The organism is Kineosporia succinea, assembly GCF_030811555.1.
Classification (GTDB): domain Bacteria; phylum Actinomycetota; class Actinomycetes; order Actinomycetales; family Kineosporiaceae; genus Kineosporia; species Kineosporia succinea.
The window spans coordinates 4,736,147-4,755,728 of record NZ_JAUSQZ010000001.1; the positions used below are offsets into that span (position 1 = coordinate 4,736,147).

18 protein-coding genes are annotated in these 19,582 nt (G+C 71.1%); 16 read left to right on the plus strand and 2 right to left on the minus strand.

Features of this window, described 5'->3' with window-relative positions:
- Positions 1–20: 20 nt before the first annotated feature.
- The 5 genes from murJ to J2S57_RS20595 all read left to right on the plus strand — a co-directional run bounded on the left by murJ (position 21) and on the right by J2S57_RS20595 (position 6,225).
- Positions 21–1,682, plus strand: coding sequence for a murein biosynthesis integral membrane protein MurJ (gene murJ, locus J2S57_RS20575; protein WP_307245457.1), 1,662 nt, complete (start codon positions 21–23; stop codon positions 1,680–1,682).
- A complete protein-coding gene (locus tag J2S57_RS20580) occupies positions 1,679–2,788 on the plus strand; it encodes a glycosyltransferase family 4 protein (protein WP_307245459.1) in 1,110 nt (369 codons plus the stop codon). The genes murJ and J2S57_RS20580 overlap by 4 nt, the downstream gene beginning before the upstream one ends.
- Before the next feature lie 93 nt (positions 2,789–2,881).
- On the plus strand, positions 2,882–4,585 hold the full coding sequence (gene pyrG, locus J2S57_RS20585; protein ID WP_307245461.1) for a CTP synthase: 1,704 nt from the start codon (positions 2,882–2,884) through the stop codon (positions 4,583–4,585).
- A complete protein-coding gene (locus J2S57_RS20590; RefSeq protein WP_307245463.1) occupies positions 4,582–5,220 on the plus strand; it encodes an NUDIX domain-containing protein in 639 nt (212 codons plus the stop codon). The genes pyrG and J2S57_RS20590 overlap by 4 nt, the downstream gene beginning before the upstream one ends.
- A 126-nt stretch (positions 5,221–5,346) precedes the next feature.
- Complete coding sequence (locus J2S57_RS20595; RefSeq protein ID WP_307245465.1) at positions 5,347–6,225, plus strand: alpha/beta fold hydrolase; 879 nt, start codon at positions 5,347–5,349, stop codon at positions 6,223–6,225.
- 1,133 nt (positions 6,226–7,358) lie between these two features.
- Here the strand turns inward: J2S57_RS20595 and J2S57_RS20600 are convergent.
- A complete protein-coding gene (locus tag J2S57_RS20600) occupies positions 7,359–7,967 on the minus strand; it encodes a hypothetical protein (RefSeq protein ID WP_307245467.1) in 609 nt (202 codons plus the stop codon).
- Positions 7,968–8,126: 159 nt separating this feature from the next.
- Between J2S57_RS20600 and ald the strand changes: the two genes are divergently transcribed.
- The 11 genes from ald (at position 8,127) to der (ending at position 18,469) form a co-directional block, all read left to right on the plus strand.
- Positions 8,127–9,242 carry an alanine dehydrogenase gene (gene ald / locus J2S57_RS20605; RefSeq protein WP_307245470.1) on the plus strand — a complete coding sequence of 372 codons (1,116 nt, stop codon included), beginning with the start codon at positions 8,127–8,129 and terminating at the stop codon, positions 9,240–9,242.
- 164 nt (positions 9,243–9,406) lie between these two features.
- The gene (locus J2S57_RS20610; RefSeq protein ID WP_307245472.1) at positions 9,407–9,658 is read left to right on the plus strand and encodes a hypothetical protein; all 252 of its coding nucleotides are present in this window, start codon (positions 9,407–9,409) and stop codon (positions 9,656–9,658) included.
- Positions 9,648–10,625, plus strand: a complete 978-nt coding sequence (gene xerD, locus J2S57_RS20615; RefSeq protein WP_307245474.1) for a site-specific tyrosine recombinase XerD — start codon at positions 9,648–9,650, stop codon at positions 10,623–10,625. Before J2S57_RS20610 ends, xerD begins: the two co-directional genes overlap by 11 nt.
- 271 nt (positions 10,626–10,896) lie before the next feature.
- Positions 10,897–11,712: a ParA family protein gene (locus tag J2S57_RS20620; protein ID WP_307251086.1), complete on the plus strand. Its 816-nt coding sequence runs from the start codon at positions 10,897–10,899 to the stop codon at positions 11,710–11,712.
- Positions 11,696–12,727 carry a segregation and condensation protein A gene (locus tag J2S57_RS20625; protein WP_307245476.1) on the plus strand — a complete coding sequence of 344 codons (1,032 nt, stop codon included), beginning with the start codon at positions 11,696–11,698 and terminating at the stop codon, positions 12,725–12,727. Before J2S57_RS20620 ends, J2S57_RS20625 begins: the two co-directional genes overlap by 17 nt.
- A gap of 43 nt (positions 12,728–12,770) precedes the next feature.
- Positions 12,771–13,442, plus strand: coding sequence for an SMC-Scp complex subunit ScpB (scpB, locus tag J2S57_RS20630; protein WP_307245478.1), 672 nt, complete (start codon positions 12,771–12,773; stop codon positions 13,440–13,442).
- Positions 13,439–14,338, plus strand: a complete 900-nt coding sequence (locus tag J2S57_RS20635; RefSeq protein ID WP_307245480.1) for a pseudouridine synthase — start codon at positions 13,439–13,441, stop codon at positions 14,336–14,338. Before scpB ends, J2S57_RS20635 begins: the two co-directional genes overlap by 4 nt.
- A gap of 52 nt (positions 14,339–14,390) precedes the next feature.
- Positions 14,391–14,777 (plus strand): chorismate mutase, encoded by a 387-nt coding sequence (gene aroH, locus J2S57_RS20640; RefSeq protein ID WP_307245482.1) that lies wholly within the window; start codon positions 14,391–14,393, stop codon positions 14,775–14,777.
- A 4-nt stretch (positions 14,778–14,781) separates the two neighbouring features.
- Positions 14,782–15,888 carry a prephenate dehydrogenase gene (locus J2S57_RS20645; RefSeq protein ID WP_307245484.1) on the plus strand — a complete coding sequence of 369 codons (1,107 nt, stop codon included), beginning with the start codon at positions 14,782–14,784 and terminating at the stop codon, positions 15,886–15,888.
- A gap of 308 nt (positions 15,889–16,196) precedes the next feature.
- Positions 16,197–16,958, plus strand: a complete 762-nt coding sequence (gene cmk / locus J2S57_RS20650; RefSeq protein ID WP_307245486.1) for a (d)CMP kinase — start codon at positions 16,197–16,199, stop codon at positions 16,956–16,958.
- A complete protein-coding gene (gene der / locus J2S57_RS20655) occupies positions 16,958–18,469 on the plus strand; it encodes a ribosome biogenesis GTPase Der (protein ID WP_307245488.1) in 1,512 nt (503 codons plus the stop codon). The genes cmk and der overlap by 1 nt, the downstream gene beginning before the upstream one ends.
- Before the next feature lie 72 nt (positions 18,470–18,541).
- Here der and J2S57_RS20660 read toward each other — a convergent pair whose 3' ends face one another.
- On the minus strand, positions 18,542–19,510 hold the full coding sequence (locus tag J2S57_RS20660; RefSeq protein WP_307245491.1) for an intradiol ring-cleavage dioxygenase: 969 nt from the start codon (positions 19,508–19,510) through the stop codon (positions 18,542–18,544).
- Positions 19,511–19,582: the final 72 nt, after the last annotated feature.

Consider the following 19,582-nt stretch of genomic DNA (forward strand, 5'->3'; position numbering starts at 1 on the left):
ACGGGATGACAGTGGAGCCAGTGACGACCCCGACGGCCGGTGGGCCGCCGCAGGAGCCGACCGCGTCGTCCTCCATGCCGGCGGTTCAGCGAGGGCTGCTCGCCTCGGCCGCCCTGATCGCCGTGGTCACGGTCGTGGCCCGGGTGATCGGGTTCGGCCGCTGGCTGGCGTTCTCGGGCGGCGTCGGCAGCAACGCGGTCGGTGCGGCCTACTCGACGGCGAACCTGCTGCCCAACGTGCTGTACGAGGTGGTGGCCGGTGGGGCGCTGGCCGGTGCCGTGGTGCCGTTGCTGGCCGGGCCGCTGGCCCGCCACGACCGGGCGGATCTGAACCGGATCGTCTCGGCGCTGATCGGCTGGGTGCTGGTGGTGCTGGTGCCGATGTCGGTGGTGCTGGCGTTGCTGGCCGGGCCGCTGTCGAAGGTGCTGGTCGAGGAGGGGACGCCCGGGCAGCGGGAACTCGTGGCCCGGATGGTGGCCGTGTTCGCGCCGCAGGTGGCCCTGTACGGCATCGGTGTGGTGCTGACGGGGGTGCTCACCGCACAGCGCCGGTTCTTCTGGCCGGCCGCGGCGCCGTTGTTCTCGAGCGTCGTGGTGATCGGTGCCTACCTGGTGTTCGGGGCGCTGGTGACGGGTGACCCCACCCCGCAGAACCTGCCCGGTGCGGCGGAGGCGTGGCTGGCCTGGGGCACGACGGCGGGAGTGGCCGTGATGACACTGCCGCTGCTGATCCCGGCCTACCGCACGGGTATTCGCATCCGGCCGACACTGAGTTTCCCGCCGGGCGTCGCCCGGCGCGGCCTGGGACTGGCCGCCGCCGGGATCTCGGCGTTGCTGGCGCAGCAGGCCTCGCTGGTCGTGGTGCTGCTGCTGGCCAACCACCTGGGTCCCGAGGGCGACGGCACCATCAACGTCTACCAGTACGCGCAGGCCGTCTACGTGCTGCCGTACGCGGTGCTCGCGGTACCGCTGGCGACCAGCGCGTTCCCGCGGCTGGCGGAGAAGGCGAGCACGGGCGACGACGAGGGGTTCGCCGCGACCGCCGCGAGCAGTACCCGCCTGGTGGTGCTGGTCTCGCTGTTCGGCACCGCGGTGCTGGGCGGGACCTCGGTCGCGGTGGGGGAGTTCTTCGGGGCCATCGACGCCTCCGGCGGCAGTGACGCGCTCGCCTCGATGGGCTCGGCCCTGTTCGTGATGGCCTGGGGCCTGACCGGTTTCGCGTTGATCGCGCACATCGGCCGGGCCCTGTACGCGCGTGAGCGGGGCCGGGCGGCGGCGGTGGCGACGTCGCTGGGCTGGCTCGTGGTGATCGCCGGGTCGGTGATCGGCGCGCTGACGACGTCGGTGGTGACCGGGCTGGCCTGGGGCAACACGGCGGGCATGACGGTGGCCGGGGTGCTGCTGGTGCTGGCGCTGCGGCGGGTGGCCGGTCCGGCCTCGACGCGGGGGCTGGCACGGCTGGTGCTGCTGGCGGGGGCGTCGGCGGTGGTCGCGGCGGTGGCCGGGCGGGAAGCCGGATTCGTGCTGCTGGACGGGCATTCCGCGTCGGTGGGCCGGGCGTTGCCGGCCGGGGTGCTCGCGGCGGTGGTCTCGGCCGGTGTGTTCGGGGTGCTGCTCGCGGTGCTGGACCGCAAGAATCTGGGCATGCTGGCCGGACGGATCATCAGGAGGAACAAGCCGTGAGTGCTGATCGTGTTCTGCTCGTCGCCGGCCCCGCCACCGGTGGGGTCGCGGGGCACGTCGCCGGGCTGGCGTCCGGCCTGGCCGGGCTGGGTTGGGACGTGACGGTGTTCACGAGCCCGGTCACGGCGACCCGGCTGCCGGCGGCGGGCACGACTCTCGAGGTGGTGCCGGCCTGGCCGACCGGGCGGCACAACCTGAAGCCGGCGCTGCGCACCCTGCGGTCGCTGGTCAAGGGGGCCTCGGTGGTGCACGCGCACGGTCACCAGGCCGGGCTGCTGACGGTGCTGGCTGCGGCCACGCTGCGCGACGGTGCGCCGCCGGTGGTCGTGACCTGGCACAACGCGGTGCTCGGGGGAGGGGCCAGGCGGCAGGCGCAGGCGCTGGCCGAGCTGGCCCAGGCGCGGCGGGCCGATCTGGTCACGGGGGCGTCGTCGGACCTGGTGGCGCGGGCCCGCGAACTGGGGGCGAAGAACCCGGTCCTGACCATCGTGTCGGCGGAGGCGACGGTTCCCCCGGAGCCCACCGACGCGTCCACCATCGAGCTCGACGCCCTGCTGGAGCCGCGCCGCGGGCCCCTGGTGCTCACCGTGTCGCGGATCGCGCCCCAGAAGCGCCTGGACGTGCTGGTGGACGCGGCGGCGCTGGTCGCCGCCGAGGTGCTCGGGGTGCGCTGGGTGGTGGCCGGTGACGGTGACCCGGAACTGCTCGAGGAGCTGGAGCGGCGACGCAACCGGATGAACGCGCCGGTGACCTTCCTGGGGCGCCGGGAGGACGTGCCGGCGCTGCTGGCCCGGGCGGACGTGTTCGCGCTGTCCAGCGACTGGGAGGCGCGTCCCCTGGCGGTGCAGGAGGCGATGGCGGCGGGGGTACCGGTGGTGGCCACCGGGGTCGGTGGAGTGCCGGACCTGCTGGCGGACGCGGGGGAGCTGGTCGAGGCGGGAGACGCGGCGGCGTTGGCGGCCGGGGTGGTGAGACTGCTGAAAGACCCCGCGCGGGCGGCCGATCTGGTCGAGAGGGCCCGAGGCCGGATCACGTCGCTGCCCGGCGAGGACGAGGTCACCCAGGGTTGGTCGGAGCGCTACCGGCGGTTGATCTCGGCACCCTAGTGACGTAAATCCCGTACTGATATTCGGGTGCTTCCCGGCGAACCGGGCGGGTGGGGCCACGGGGCCCTCCAGACACTGATAGCTTGAGAGCCCGTGGCCCAGCGGATACCAGAAAACACCAAGCAGATCTTCGTCACGGGTGGCGTCGCCTCTTCTCTCGGTAAGGGGCTGTCGGCGTCCAGCCTGGGCCACCTTCTCCGGGCCCGTGGACTTCGCGTCGCGATGCAGAAGCTCGACCCGTACCTGAACGTCGACCCCGGCACGATGAACCCGTTCCAGCACGGTGAAGTCTTCGTGACCGACGACGGGGCCGAGACCGACCTGGACATCGGTCATTACGAGCGGTTCCTCGACGTGAACTTCAACCAGTCGGCCAACGTCACCACCGGCCAGGTCTACTCGGCGGTGATCGCCAAGGAGCGCCGCGGCGAGTACCTCGGTGACACCGTGCAGGTCATCCCGCACATCACCGACGAGATCAAGGCCCGGATGCGGGCGCAGGCCGACGTGGCCGACGTGATCATCACCGAGATCGGTGGCACGGTCGGCGACATCGAGTCGCTGCCGTTCCTCGAGGCGGCCCGTCAGGTGCGCCGTGACGTCGGCCGCGAGAACGTGCTGTTCATCCACGTCTCGCTGGTGCCGTACCTGGCGCCCAGCGGCGAGCTGAAGACGAAGCCGACCCAGCACTCGGTGGCGGCGCTGCGCAACATCGGCATCCAGCCCGACGCGCTGATCTGCCGCTCCGACCGCGACATCCCCGAGGACATGAAGCGCAAGCTCGCCCTCACCTGCGATGTCGACCAGGAGGCCGTGATCAACTGCGCCGACGCGCCGTCGATCTACGACATCCCGAAGGTGCTGCACTCGGAGGGCCTCGACGCGTTCGTCGTGCGTCGTCTGGGGCTGTCGTTCCGGGACGTGGAGTGGGACGACTGGAACGAGCTGCTGCGCCGGGTGCACCAGCCGCGGCACGAGATCGAGCTCGCGCTGGTCGGCAAGTACATCGACCTGCCCGACGCCTACCTGTCGGTGACCGAGGCGCTGCGCGCCGGTGGTTTCGACCAGGACGCCAAGGTCAAGATCCGCTGGGTCGCCTCCGACTCCTGCGAGACGCCGAAGGGTGCCGCGAAGGCGCTGCGCGGGGTCGACGCGATCTGCGTGCCGGGTGGTTTCGGGGTGCGGGGGATCGAGGGCAAGCTCGGTGCTCTCCGGTTCGCACGGGAGAACCAGATCCCCACGCTGGGGCTGTGTCTCGGCCTGCAGTGCATGGTGATCGAGTACGCCCGCAACGTGGCCGGCCTGCCGGGCGCGAGCTCGACCGAGTTCGAGCCGGAGACCGGGTTCCCGGTCATCGCGACGATGGACGAGCAGAAGGACATCGTCTCGGGCGAGGGCGACATGGGCGGCACGATGCGCCTGGGGGCGTACCCGGCGGTGCTGGCCGAGGGCAGCATCGTGCGTGACGTCTACGGCAGCGCGAAGGTCTCCGAGCGGCACCGTCACCGTTACGAGGTCAACAACAACTACCTCAAGCAGCTTGAGGACGCGGGGATCTCGTTCTCGGGGATGTCTCCCGACCGGTCGCTGGTCGAGTTCGTGGAGCTGCCGCGCGAGGTGCACCCGTACTACGTGGGCACCCAGGCGCACCCGGAGTTCAAGAGCCGCCCGGACAAGGCGCACCCGCTGTTCGCCGGTCTGATCGCCGCCGCCGTGGACCGGCAGCGGGGCGAGAAGCTGGTGGACGTCGAGCCGCCGCACGTGGTTTCGGACGACGCGGCCCCGGTGACGGCGTGACGTCCGACGGGCTGGAGGACTTCGTCGCCGAGCGGCCGGTGCTCGCACACGATGTGGTGCACGAGGGGTACATCTGGAACATCGTGCGTGACAAGGTCGACCTCGGTGAGGGCGGCCAGGTCACCCGGGAACTGATGGACCACCCGGGAGCCGTGACGGTGCTGGCGCTCGACGAGTCCGACCGGGTGCTGATGATCCGGCAGTACCGGCACCCCGTCGGCATGGAGCTGTGGGAGCTGCCCGCGGGGTTGCTCGACGTGCCGGGGGAGAACCCGGTCGAGGCGGCGAAGCGGGAGTTGCTGGAAGAGGCCGACCTTCGGGCCTCGGAGTGGTCGCTGCTGGCCGAGTGGTTCAACTCGCCCGGGGGCAGCAACGAGGCGCTGCGCTGCTACCTGGCGCGAGGGATCTCCGAGGTGCCCGAGGCCGAGAGGTACCAGCGGGGTGAGGAAGAGCTGAACATGCCCACCCGCTGGGTCCCGCTGGACGAGGCCCGCGACGCGGTGCTGGCCGGGAAGATCCACAACCCGGGGGCCGTGATCGGGATCCTGGCCGCGGTGGCCGCGCGGGACGCGGGCTGGAAGACGCTGCGGCCCGCGGACGCTCCCTGGCCGGCGCACCGGCACTACCGGCACTGACGTCCGGCTGATCCTGGCTGTGGGTGACCACCCGTCGGCACCGCATTGGTGCCGACGGGTGGTCTTCGCCGTTTCGGGGGTGGTCGCCGGCGCGCCTCGTTCGGCGCAGGGCCCTACGTTGGGTGCATGCGGCGATACACGCGGACAGGTCTGAGCTTCGACGTACGGGACAGCGGACCGGACAACGGCATTCCCGTCATCCTGCTGCACGGTTTCCCGCAGACCTCCACCTGCTGGGCGAAGGTGGAACCGCTGCTGCACTCCCACGGCATCCGCACGATTGCGCCCGACCAGCGCGGCTATTCGCCCGGCGCGCGTCCGCTGCAGCGCAAGCGGTATGCCACGGCCGAATTGATGGACGACGTGGTCGCCCTCCTGGAGTCCGTCGGCCACCGCACGGCGCACCTGGTCGGGCACGACTGGGGCGGGGCACTGGCGTGGTCGCTGGCCGGTCGGCACGCGGACAGGTTCCGTTCGGTCACGGTGCTCTCGACGCCGCACCCGGCCGCGATGTCGAAGGCCTGGACGTCCAGCTCGCAGGCCCTGAAGTCCTGGTACATGGGCGCTTTCCAGATTCCGTACGGCCCGGAGGCGCTGCTGCGCAGTGACCGTTTCCAGCAGGAGCTGATGCGCTCGGGCCTGCCCGAGCCCCTGGCCCGGCGCGACGCCCGGCGTCTGCGCCAGCCGAACGCCGCCACCGGCGCCCTGAACTGGTACCGCGGTATCCCGTACTCGGGTGGGACCCCGGCCGGGGTCGCGAAGCTCCCCGTCACCTATGTCTGGGGCGCCCAGGACCCGTTCCTCGGCCGCGCCGCCGCCGAGGCCTCGGCCCAGCACATCGACGCGAACTACCGCAACGACTACCGTTTCGTGGAGCTGGACGCCGGACACTGGCTCCCCGAGACCAACCCCGACCAGGTGGCCCAGGCCATCGTCGGACGGGTACAGGGCACCGAAGGCTCCGGCCGCACCCGCCGCCCGGTGCCGCACACCCACGACGACTGACGACCGCCCCAGCCCGCGGCACCCAGAGCCACCCTCGCCCCGGCGCCAGTTCCGAGCCGCAGCGCCCCGAGGTCGCATCCGCGTCCCACACCGGCGCCGATCCGGAGCCGCAGGGCCCGGAGGTCGCGTCTGCGTTCGACGCGGGCGCCTGCTCCGAGCCGCAGCGCGCCGGGGTCGCGTCCGCGTTCCACGCCGGCGCCGATTCGGAGCCGCAGCGCGCCGGGGTCGCGTCCGCGTTCCGCGCCGGCGCCGATTCGGAGCCGCCGGGCCCCGGGGGCCCATCCGCGTCCCACACCGGCGCCAACTCCGAACTGCAGCGCCCTGAGCCTCGCCCTGCCCCAGACCTCACCCCGCCTCGGCTGAAGGCCTGCCTCTCTCAAGATCGTGCCCTGCTCCAGGCCGCAGTCTTCTCCCAGGGCCGCGGCCTGCCCCGGTATCCGCTGGACGGCGCCGACGTGTGGCGGGCGACCGTCGACCGGTGCTGGGCTGCCAATCTTCTGCTGGGGTGTCGCCCTGGAGGTGCTGGGCTGTCAACCTTCTGCTGGGGTGTCGCCCTGGAGGTGCTGGGCTGTCAACCTTCTGCTGGGTTATCGCCCTGGAGGTGCTGGGCCGCCAATCTTCTGCTGGGTTGTCGCCGGGCAGTGCTGATCGTCAACCTCTGCTGGGCCGCCGCCGACAGATGCCAGGCGAATGAGGCCGAGCCTCATCCGATCAGGCGTGCCCATCCGCGACTCTTCACCCCGCGCGGAAGATCCTGCTGCTTTCGATTATCGATAGTCGAAAGCAGCACACTCGCGCTCTCCACCCCAGAAGTGCGGTCTTGGTCGATGGCGCGCTGGAGTCGGATTGCGAGACGGCCTCGGATGGACCCGCGTCCTTCGTAAGAGCTCGAGCACCTGGCGTGACCTGTGCCCTGGTGACCGCGCAGCTGGTGGCACCCGGCGACACCCGGTGGTAGTTGGCAGCGCCCGGCAGCGCCCAGCAGCGCCCGGCGGCACCTGGATGCACCTGGTGGCACCCGGCACCTGGTGGCACCCGGCACCTGGTGGCACTCCGCATTCGCGGGGGCCTACCCGGCTCACGGCACGGTGTGTCCCGAAGGGTCTGGTGTGCGTGAGACCCGGCGAGTGGGGCTACTTCAGGCCGGCGGAGCGCAGTTCCAGCTGGGCCAGGCGGGCCACCACCTCGGGATCGCCGGTGCGCCAGCCTTCGAGCGGGTCGTCGGCGATCTTCAGGAGCTTGGGCATGGGGCGGTTCGCGAGGGCGCGCAGGGCCAGGAGGTCGGCGCCCCCGTCGGTGCGGGCCAGTTCGGCGGTGGCGCCGGCGCGGCGGGCGAACCGCAGGCGCAGCAGGATCCAGGGGACCACGATGGCCAGCACCGGGGGGATCGCCACGGCGAGGGCCAGGAGGATCGCCAGGAACGTGGCCTTCTCGTCGAGGCCGTGGCCGGCGCTCGCGATGTCGCCGGCGGCCCCGGCCGCCGCGTTCAGGGGCTTGGCCAGGGCGTCTCCGGCCAGGGGGATGTCACCGGCGCTCTTGCCGGCTCCGCTCAGGTTGCTGGAGATGCCGTTGGCGCCGCTCTCGACGTCGGCGCCCACATCGGCGATCGCGGAGATCGCCGTGTGCACGGCCTTGCCGACGTAGTACCAGGCCACCGCCCACAGCACCACGCTCAGGTCGGCGAGCACCTGCACGACGGCGCGGCCGGGGGTGGCCGCATACGGGACGAACCGTGCACTCATGGCAATGATCGAATCACACACCGCCGACAGTTTCCGCTCCAGAGCGCTTACCGGGCGCTTTCACTGTCGCGTCACGCGGTGACTGTCGGAGGTCCGTCCTAGAGTGGGCCTCGAAGTCGATCACCAACCGGGTCGGGCTGACGAGAGGCGGCTGATCGAGTGAGGGTCGGGGTACCGCGCGAGATCAAGAACCACGAGTACCGGGTCGCGATCACCCCTCCCGGGGTGCACGAGCTGGTCCGGGCCGGGCACGAGGTCCTGATCGAGACGTCGGCGGGAGCCGGGTCGTCGATCTCCGACGCCGACTACGTCGCGGCCGGGGCAGCCATCCTGCCCACCGCCGACGAGGTCTGGGCGGCGGCCGATCTGGTGCTCAAGGTGAAGGAGCCGATCGAGGCGGAGTACGGGCGCATGCGCCCGGGGCAGGTGCTGTTCACGTACCTGCACCTGGCCGCCGACCGCCGGCTCACCGAAGAACTCCTGAAACGCCAGGTCACGGCCATCGCGTACGAGACCGTGCAGCTGCCGAACCGGGCGCTGCCCCTGCTGGCCCCGATGAGCGAGGTCGCCGGGCGGCTGGCCCCGCAGGTCGGTGCCCACACGCTGATGCGGGCCGAGGGCGGCCGGGGAATCCTGCTGGGCGGGGTCTCCGGGGTGTACGCGGCCAAGGTCGTCATCCTCGGTGCCGGTGTGGCGGGGGCCAACGCCGCCGCGATCGCGCTGGGCATGCAGGCCGAGGTGCTGGTGCTCGACCGCGACATCGAGAAGCTGCGCCAGATGGACCGGATCTACCAGGGCCACCTGCAGACCATCGCCTCGAACTCGCTCGAGGTCGAGACCGCGATCCGTGATGCCGACCTGGTGGTCGGCGCGGTGCTGGTGGCCGGGGCCAAGGCGCCCAAGCTGATCAGCAACGAGCAGGTGGCAGGTATGCGTCCGGGCAGCGTGCTGGTCGACATCTCGATCGATCAGGGGGGCTGCTTCGAAGACTCCCGTCCCACCACGCACGACGACCCGACCTACCGGGTGCACGACTCGGTCTTCTACTGCGTGGCCAACATGCCCGGCGCCGTGCCGCACACCAGCACCTACGCGCTCACCAACGTCACGCTGCCGTACGTCGTCGAGCTGGCGGGCCGTGACTGGCGCGACGCTCTGCGGGCCGACCCGGCGCTCGCGCTGGGCCTGAACACCTTCGACGGCGCCGTGGTCAACGCCCCGGTCGCGCAGGCGCACGACATGCCGTTCGTCGCCCTCGCCGAGGTGCTGGCCTGAATCCGTCCGAGACGTCCGCCCCCCAGGCGCGGCCGTCTGCCCAGAACCAGGGCGTAGCTCTGCCGGGTGGAGGTTGGCCGGACGGGGCGGGGTCGAGCGGGGCGGGGTCGAGCGGGGCCGGGTCGAGCGGGGCCGGGGCGAGCGGGGTCGTGCAGGACGGGGTCGTGCAGGACGGGGCTGGGCAGGACCGGGTCGCGCAGGACCGGGTCGCGCAGGACCGGGCCGGGGCGAGCAGGGCCGGGCAGGACGGGGTCGTGCAGGACCGGGCCGGGTCGAGCGGGGCCGGGCAGGACGGGGTCGTGCAGGACCGGGCCGGGGCGAGCGGGGTCGCGCAGGGCGGGGTCGCGCAGGGCGGGACCGGGTCGAGCGGGGCCGTGCAGGGTGTCGTCCCGCGGGGTGAGATTCGTGTCGGTTGAGGTGACACGCGGGGTAGCGGTCGGGGCCCCGCGGGGTGAGGTGACGCCGGTCGAGACCGCGTTGGTCGGGTATCTCGACCATCTGGCCGTCGAGCGGGGTCTGGCCGCCAACACCCTCGGGGCCTACCGCCGTGACCTGCGGCGCTACGTGGACTTCCTGCTGTCGCACCGGCTCGACGATCCGGCCCGGGTGTCCGAGCGGGACGTCACGAATTTCCTGGCCGCGATCCGCACCGGCGAAGACGGCTCGGCCGCCCTGAGCGCGAGTTCGGCCGCGCGCACGGTGGTGGCGGTGCGGGGGTTCCACCGGTTCCTGCTGCTGGAAGGGCGCACCACTACCGACCCGGCGGGGCAGGTGCAGCCTCCGTCACCGCCCAAGCGCCTGCCCAAGGCGATCAGCCTCGACGCGGTGGAGCGGGTGCTGGCCGCGGCCGGTCCGCCCGAGACGGCCACCGGGCTGCGCGATCGGGCACTCCTGGAACTGCTGTACGGGTGCGGCGCCCGCATCAGCGAGGCGGTGGGCTGCGCCATCGACGATCTCGACCTGCGGTCAGGTCTGGTGCGGCTGCGCGGCAAGGGCGACAAGGAACGCATCGTGCCCATCGGCAGCTACGCCGTCGCGGCGGTCGAGGCCTACCTGGTGCGCGGCCGTCCGGAGTTGGCCCAACGGGGCAAGGGCTCTCCGGCGATCTTCCTCAACGCCCGCGGCGGACCCCTGTCCCGCCAGAGCGCCTGGGCCGTTCTGGCCGGTGCCGCCGACCGCGCCGAGCTCTCCGGAAAGGTGTCTCCGCACACACTTCGGCACTCGTTCGCCACCCACCTGCTCGAGGGTGGCGCCGACGTCCGCGTGGTGCAGGAGTTGCTCGGACACGCCTCCGTCACCACCACTCAGCTCTACACCCGTGTTACTGCAGACACGCTGCGTGAGGTATATGTAGCCGCGCACCCCCGAGCACTCAGGGCCTAACCAGCGCACATAGCGCGGAACTCGGCTTGAGTACCAGACGACGCGCCGACTAGCCTCGCGAGGTCTAGTCCGGCAACGCGCGAGGATGGACATCGACGATCTGCCCGGTGTCATGTCCCGATGTCGGCCCACCGTCGACTAGCGCAACCGAGGAGACGACGTGACGAACAACACGACCGCTGCGGCTATGTCGAACATAGCCGTCGAGCGGGGAGGCGGCGACGGCCTGCTGCTGGTGAGTTCCGGCGGCGACGGCCCCACCGGTCGCCCGATGCCGTCGTTCCCGAATCCGGATCCGCTCACCGCCCACGGCCCCGCGCGCATCATCGCGATGTGCAACCAGAAGGGCGGCGTCGGCAAGACCACGTCGACGATCAACCTCGGGGCCGCGCTCGCCGAGTACGGCCGTCGCGTGCTCCTCGTGGACTTCGATCCGCAGGGTGCCCTGTCGGTGGGACTGGGCATCAACCCGCACGAGCTCGACAAGACGATCTACAACGTCCTGATGGACCGCTCGACCGACGTGCGTGAGGTCATCCGGCCGACCGAGATCGAGGACCTCGACCTGCTGCCGGCCAACATCGACCTGTCGGCGGCCGAGGTGCAGCTGGTCAGCGAGGTGGCCCGGGAGACCGTGCTGAGCCGCGCCCTGCGTCCGGTGCTCGACGACTACGACGTGGTGCTCATCGACTGCCAGCCCTCGCTGGGTCTGCTCACGATCAACGCCCTCACCGCCTCGCACGGCGTCGTGATCCCGCTGGAGTGCGAGTTCTTCGCCCTGCGCGGTGTGGCGCTGCTGGTCGAGACGATCGAGAAGGTGAAAGACCGGCTGAACCCCGGCCTCGAGGTCGACGGCATCCTGGCCACCATGTACGACCCCCGCACCCTGCACAGCCGGGAGGTCGTCTCGCGCGTGGTCGAGGCGTTCGGCGACCGGGTGTTCCACACCGTCATCGGCCGCACCGTGAAGTTCCCCGACGCCTCGGTCGCCGCCGAGCCGATCACCACCTACGCCTCGTCGCACGCGGGTGCCTACGCCTACCGCCTCCTGGCCCGTGAACTGATCGCCCGTGGCGACGCAGCCTGAACTGAACAGACAGTCAAGGGAGGACGACGTCGCCCCGTCGGTGCCGCTGACGTCCGGGGAGACCGAGGCGACCCGACCGGTCGAGCCGACCGGCACGTCCTCAAGCCCTGAAAGCACTGAAGGCCCTGCGGAGAGCCTGGAGACGCCCGGCGGCGTGCTGCCCGGCCGCAGCAGCGGCTTCGAGGTGCACCTCGACAACTTCGACGGACCCTTCGACCTGCTGCTCGGGCTGATCTCCAAGCACAAGCTGGACGTCACCGAGATCGCGATCTCGCAGGTCACCGACGACTTCCTGGCCTACGTGAAGGCCATGGGCTCGGAGTGGGACCTCGGCGAGGTGAGTGAGTTCCTGCTGGTAGCCGCCACGCTGCTCGACCTGAAGGCCGCGCGTCTGCTGCCCGCCGCCGAGGTCGAGGACGACGAGGACCTGGCCCTGCTCGAGGCCCGTGACCTGCTGTTCGCCCGGCTGCTGCAGTACCGCGCGTTCAAGGACGTGGCCTCGACCCTGGCCCAGCACATCGAGACCGAGACCCGCCGGGCGCCGCGCGACGTGGCGATCGAGGAACACCTCACCAGGGTCCTGCCCGAACTCGTGCTGGGCCTGACCCCGCTGCAGTTCGCCGAGATCGCGGCCAAGGCGCTGACCCCGAAGGAGCCGCCCAAGGTCCGGCTCGACCACCTGCACAACCCCGCCGTCAGCGTCCGCGAGCAGGCGGCCCTCATCGTGGGCCGGCTGCGGCAGGTGCAGACGGCGAGCTTCCGCTCCCTGGTCAGCGACGCCGACGGCAAGCTGGTGGTGATCGCCCGGTTCCTGGCCCTGCTGGAGCTCTTCCGCGAGGCGGCCGTGGCGTTCGACCAGGTGTCGCCGCTGGGGGAGCTGACCGTGCGCTGGACCGGGGCCGAGATCGGGGAGATCGACGTCGACGAGTTCGAGGGCGTCGAGGTGGTGACCGAGGCGGAGGCGGACCCCTCCGGATTCGTGACCGAGGAGGACCTGCGCGCGCTGTCGTCATGATCGCTGGTTCGGCGGATGCAGCACGACAGGGCATGATGGACCGGTGAGTGACGAGGAACAGCCCGGGGAGAGCACCGGTGACGGTGCCGGCCCGGCGGTCCCCGTCGCGAGCAAGGGCGAGCGTAAGAGCGGCGAGGTCAGCGAGCTGCCCGATCTCGACGACCTGCCCGGTGGCCCCCGCGCGGCTCTCGAGGCCGTGCTCATGGTGGTCGACACCCCGGTCGAAGAGGTGCAGCTGGCCGCGGCGCTCGACATCACCGTCGATCGCGTGACCGAACTGCTGGCCGGGCTCGTGGCCGAGTACGACAACGATGACCGCGGGTTCGAGCTGCGCCGCGTGGCCGGTGGCTGGCGCATCTACAGCCGCGCGGAATTCTCGCCGGTGCTGGAGCGCTTCGTCCTCGACGGGCAGACCTCGAAACTCAGCCAGGCGGCCCTGGAGACCCTCGCGATCGTGGCCTACCGCCAGCCGGTGAGCCGTGCGCGGGTGTCCGCCGTCCGGGGGGTCAACGTCGACGCGGTGATGCGCACCCTGGTCACCCGCGGGCTCGTCGAAGACGCCGGTAACGATCCCGAGACCGGCGCCACTCTGTACGTCACCACCCAGACCTTCTTGCACAAACTGGGCCTGACCTCGCTGGACGAGCTGCCTTCCCTGGCGCCGTTCCTGCCCGAGATCGATGCCCTCGACGACTTCCCGGCAGGTGTTTCATGACTCCCCCCAAGCCCCGCAAGACCGCTCACCGCGGTCAGACCCCCAAGGTCCCCGGCGCCCGCACCACCGCACGCGGTGGCCGCGACCGCACCGGGGCCCCGGCCGGTTCCCGGCCGCTGCAGCGTGCGCTGCAGGAACCGCAGGTCGACGTGCACGACCCCGACGGCGTGCGGCTGCAGAAGGTGCTGGCCCAGGCCGGCGTCGCGTCGCGCCGCGCCTGTGAGGACCTGATCGAGGCCGGCCGCGTGCAGGTCGACGGCGCCACCGTGCGTGAGCTCGGTGTGCGCATCGACCCGAAGAAGTCCGTGGTCTTCGTCGACGGCGTGCGCATCCAGCTCGACCAGTCGCTGATCTACCTGGCGTTGAACAAGCCGCCGGGCGTCGTGACCACGATGTCCGACCCGGAGGGCCGGCCCTGCATCGGTGACATCCTGTCGCAGCGGCCGAACGCCCTGGAGGAGCGGCTGTTCCACGTCGGCCGTCTGGACACGGCCACCGAGGGTCTGCTGATCCTCACCAACGACGGTGACCTCACCCACCGCCTGACGCACCCGAGCCACGAGGTGCCGAAGACGTACCTGGCCGAGGTGGCCGGGCCGGTGAGCAAGGACATCGGCAAGAAGCTTCGGTCCGGGATCGAACTGGAAGACGGCCCGGTCAAGGTCGACTCCTTCCGGATGGTCGACTCCCGGCCCGGAAAGGCGCTGCTCGAGATCACCCTGCACGAGGGGCGCAACCACATCGTCCGCCGGATGCTGGCGGAGGTGGGTTACCCGGTTCTCCAGCTCTGCCGGACCCAGATCGGGCCGGTCCAGATGGGCGGCCTGCGCTCGGGACGAACCCGTGCGATCCACGGAGAAGAGCTCAGCAAGCTGTTCGAGGCTGCCGGTTTATGAGATCGTCCCGGGCGCAACTGTTTTCGACGCGGTAGATCTCTAGGAGGTAACAGTGGTTGTCCGGGCTGTCCGGGGGGCGACCCAGGTGGATGTCGACGAGCGTGAGCACGTGCTCGAGCGCACCCGTGAGCTCGTGTCCGAGGTGATGGAGGCCAACAAGCTCGACCAGGACTCCATCATCAGCATCTTCTTCACCGCCACGCAGGACGTCGCGTCCGTGGCGCCGGCCCTGGCCGCGCGTCAGCTGGGGCTGAACGAGCCGGCGCTGATCTGCGTGCAGGAGATGCACGTGGAGGGCGCGATGCCCATGCTGGTGCGCCTGGTCGCGCACATCGAGACCGACCTCGCGCGCGACGAGATCCAGAACCGGTACCTGAGGGGTACCGACAAGCTGCGGGTCGGTGTCCCTCCCATTCCCGGGGTCCTTCCGGGAGACTGATCCGATGAGCGTCGATCCCGCGGCCGCGCAGACCCTCGGCACCGTCCGCATCGTCGGAACCGGCCTGCTCGGCGCGAGCATCGGCCTGGGCCTGCGTGGCCTGGGCGTGCGGGTGCTCCTGCACGACCCCTCGCCCACCGCGCTGGCCCTGGCCCGCGACGTCGGCGCCGGCGAGATCGACCCGGGTGACGTGCCCGTCGACCTCGTCGTCGTCGGTGCCCCGCCGGACGTCACGGCCGGGGTGGTGCGCGCCGAACTGGCGGCGCACCCCCGGGCCACGGTCACCGACGTGGCCAGCGTCAAGGGCGGTATCGCGCACGCGCTGGCCGGGGCCGACGGGATCGATCGCTACGTGGGCGGGCACCCGATGTCCGGCCGGGAGCGCTCCGGTCCGACCGCCGGGCGGGGTGACCTGTTCGTCGGCCGGCCCTGGGTGGTGTGCCCGTCGTCGCCCGGCCAGGCCCGCGAGCGCACCGAGGCCGTGCGGATGCTGGCGATCGCGCTGGGCTCGACGCCGGTGTTCATGCCCGCCTCCGAGCACGACGACGCGGTGGCCCTGGTCTCGCACGTGCCCCAGATCGCGGCCAGCCTGGTCGCGTCGCGCCTGGTCAAGGCGGGTGACCCGGCTGTCGGTCTGGCCGGTCAGGGGCTGCGCGACGTGACCCGCATCGCCGACAGCGACCCGATGCTGTGGGCGCAGATCCTGTCGGCGAACGCGCCGCGGGTGGCCGGGGTGCTGAAAGACCTGCGCACCGACCTGGACGGCATGATCGAGGCCCTCGACGCGCTGAACGACAGCGGGGCGGTGGGGGCCCGGGCCGCCGTGGCCCGGGTGATCCACCAGGGCCGCGAGGGCCGCGAGCGCATCCCCGGCAAGCACGGCGACCCGCAGACCCGGTACGCCCTGGTCACGGCGCTGCTGCCGGACAGCACGGGTCAGCTGGCGCGGCTGTTCGAGGACATCGGCGAGGCCGGCATCAACGTCGAGGAGTTCAGCCTCGAGCACATCCCGGGCGCCCGTGTGGGTCTGGGGCACGTGTCGGTGCTGCCGGCCGTGCGCGACGCCCTGGAGAAGGCCCTGACCGATCGCGGCTGGCACGTCGCCGCGTAGTGCCGGCCGTTCGCCCGGAGAACCAGGCGGGCGCCGCGTCAGGTCCTCGCCGATCGTCCGGGGATCGTGAGAACCAGACCCCCTCCACACCCTGGCCACGCACCGTCACGCCTCGGCCGCCGGTGGTGCGCGCCCGATCACGGAGGTCGTGAGGGGTATCCCTCCGACGGGTGGCCGTCCGCCGCGATGCGGTATGTGGTGCGCGACTCGACTAGCCTAGGAAGGTCACGACCCTGTGCGGCGTTGACCGTGGAGGCCACGAAGGCCTCACGTGCCGCCAGTCCAGCCGATCTCCCGGAGGTATCACCGTGTCCGCGCAGTCTGTCCTCACCGAAGCGCGTCCCCTGGTGATTGCCGTCGACGGCCCCTCCGGGTCGGGCAAGTCGAGCGTCTCCAAGGAGGTCGCCCGCCGGCTCGGGCTGGAGTACCTGGACACCGGCGCGATGTACCGCGCCGCCACCTGGTCGGTGATCGAGAGCGGTGTCGATCTGGAAGACGCCGTCAAGGTCGCCGAGCACGTGCGCAACCTCGACCTGACCATGGCCACCGACCCGTCTGCTCCCGGAGTCTGGGTGGCCGGTCACGACGTCAACGAGGCGATCCGCGAGACCCGTATCTCCACGGTCGTCTCCAAGGTCGCCACCAATCTCGACGTGCGCGCCGAACTGCTCAAGCGTCAGCGTGAGCTGATCGCCGCCGGGCGGGACGGCGTTCACCAGGGCTGTGTGGCCGAGGGCCGTGACATCACCACCGTCGTCGCTCCCGACGCCGACGTGCGCATCCTGCTCACCGCGAGCGAGGAAGCACGTCTGGCCCGCCGCTCCAAGGAGCTGCACGGCAACGCCGACGCCGCTTCCGTCGAGGCCACGCGCGACCAGATCGTGCGTCGCGACTCCGACGACTCCACCGTTTCCAACTTCGAGGTCGCCGCGGACGGCGTGCTGCACCTGGACTCCTCGGCGCTCGACTTCGAGCAGACCGTCGATGCCGTGCTGGCCGCCATCAACCGCATCGTCACCGGTTCGGTCACCGACCTCGACGAACACGCCAGGGCTGGTGCCGTTTCCTGATGTCCCCGCAAGAACCCTCCGACGAGACCGTCGTCCACGATGTGGCGTCCGGTTACGGAGCCGAAGAACCTGAGACCCCCGGCCTCGACCACGCGCTGCGTGCGGGGCTGTCCGAGTACGACCTGTCCGAGTCCGACCTGCGGCTGCTCGACGCCGAGGGCAACGAGCTCGAGGGTGACGAGAACGGCGGCGCGCTGCCGGTTCTCGCCATCGTCGGGCGTCCCAACGTCGGCAAGTCCACGCTCGTCAACCGGGTGCTCGGCCGTCGTGAGGCGGTCGTCGAAGACGTCCCCGGCGTCACCCGTGACCGCGTGCGCTACGAGACCGAGTGGGCCGGGCGGCGTTTCGTCGTCGTCGACACCGGTGGCTGGGAGCACGACGCCAAGGGCCTCGCGGCGCGCGTCGCCGAGCAGGCCGAGATGGCGATCGAGCTGGCCGACGCCGTGCTCTTCGTCGTCGACGGCCAGGTCGGCGCCACGGCGACCGACGAGGCCGTCGTCCGCCTGCTGCGCAAGACCAAGAAGCCGGTGATCCTGGCCGCCAACAAGGTCGACGACACCCGCGGCGAGCTCGAGGCCGCGTCCCTGTGGTCGCTCGGCCTGGGCCAGCCGTACCCGGTCTCCGCACTGCACGGCCGAGGCAGCGGTGACCTTCTCGACGCCGTGCTCGCGGCCCTGCCCGAGGTCAGCGCGGTCGGCCCGGAGTCGGTCGGCGGGCTGCGCCGCGTCGCGCTGCTGGGCCGCCCGAACGTGGGCAAGTCCAGCCTGCTCAACGCGCTCGCCGGGGAAGACCGCGTGGTCGTCGACTCGGTCGCCGGTACCACCCGCGACCCGGTCGACGAGATCATCGACATCAACGGCCGGCAGTGGCGTTTCGTCGACACCGCGGGTATCCGTCGTCGCGTGCACCTGACCCGCGGTGCTGACTTCTACGCGTCGCTGCGCACGCACGCCGCGCTCGAGAAGGCCGAGGTCGCGGTCATCCTGCTCGACTCCAGCGAGCCGCTGTCCGAGCAGGACCAGCGCATCATCTCGATGGTGGTCGACTCGGGCCGGGCCATGGTGGTCGCCTACAACAAGTGGGACCTGATGGACGAGGAGCGGCGCAAGTTCCTCGAGCGGGAGTTCGAGACCGACCTCGTGCAGATCCAGTGGGCCCCGCGCATCAACATCTCGGCGTCGACCGCGTGGCACACGAACCGGCTGACCCCGGCGCTCGACAAGGCGCTGGAGTCCTGGGACACGCGGGTCCCGACCGGCAAGCTGAACCAGCTGCTGGCCGAGATCATGCAGTCGCACCCGCACCCGCTGCGCGGTGGCAAGCAGCCGCGCATCCTGTACGGCTCGCAGGTGTCCACCCGTCCGCCGCGGTTCGTGCTGTTCACGAGCGGGTTCTTCGAGGCCGGCTACCGCCGGTTCATCGAGCGGCGGCTGCGTGAGTCGTTCGGGTTCGAGGGCACGCCGATCGAGGTGTCCGTGCGTCCGCGCGAGAAGCGTTCGAAGAAGAAGTAAAAGCCGATCGCCAATGGTGGACGCGCCGGGAGACGCGAGTCTCCCGGCGCGTCCACCATTGCTGGTTCTGGTTCAACTGCTCGTGGCCATCGGCTGCGGGGCACCACTCGGGGGAGTGCCACCGCTCGGCGGGGTGCCGCCCTGACCGGGGGCGCCGCTCGGGGGAGTGCCGCCCTCGCCGCCACCCCCACCGGGTGCGGCGGCCGCGCTCTCCTCGCTGACGGGATCGATCGCGGCGGTCAGCGTGGCCACGTACCCCTTGTCGACGCTCCCGGTCACCGTCGCGTTCTCGTTGCCGTCCTCGTCGTCACTGAAGACGTTGTCGGTGGCCAGCGTGACCTGCGCCTGGTTGCTGACGCTCTTGCTGTAGCCGTCGGTGGCGTAGACGGCGTTGTTGGTGTCCTCGGGCAGGGCCATCTGCGAGGTCTTGATGATGGTGCCCTCGCCGCTGGTCGCGTCGGCGACGGACTTGTAGACCTCGAAGTGGATGTGCGGCCAGCGACCGGTGTAGCAGGCGGGGTAGATGCTCTCGAACGAGACCGTGCCGTTCGCGTCGGTCTCCTGGATGCCGCGCAGGTAGTTCTCGTTCGTGATGCCCTCGGAGTAGAGGGAGTAGTTGCCGTCGCGGTCACAGTGCCACGCGTAGACCGCGGCCCCGGAGACGGCGGCGCCGGTCAGGTCGGTGACGGTGATCTCGAACGTCAGCGGAATGCCCTCCGCCGTCGTGGTCGAGTCGCCGAACGACGAGGTGATGTCCTTGCGCACGATGCCGGACTCGGTGCGCACGTCGACGCCGTTGGTGCCGTCGGCCGGGTAGGGGCCGTTGGTCTCGGAGTCGATCTCGGCGATGCCGGTGCCTGCTTCGGTGGTGGTCGCCTCGGAGGAGGTACTGCTGCAGGCGCTGAGCACGAACAGCGCGCCGAGGCCGCCCAGCATCCGGCGCCGGGACATCGTCTTCAGGTCGAAGCTCAGGCCCTTGTCGTGCACGGCCCGCACGTAGGCGGCGTTGTCGGTGATCGGGTCGGGAAGGTCGGGGCTCACGGTGGGGCTCCTGGTGGTGTGTGCTGGTTTCTGGAGTGACACGAGCCAAGCAAGCTGATCTATGCGTCGGCT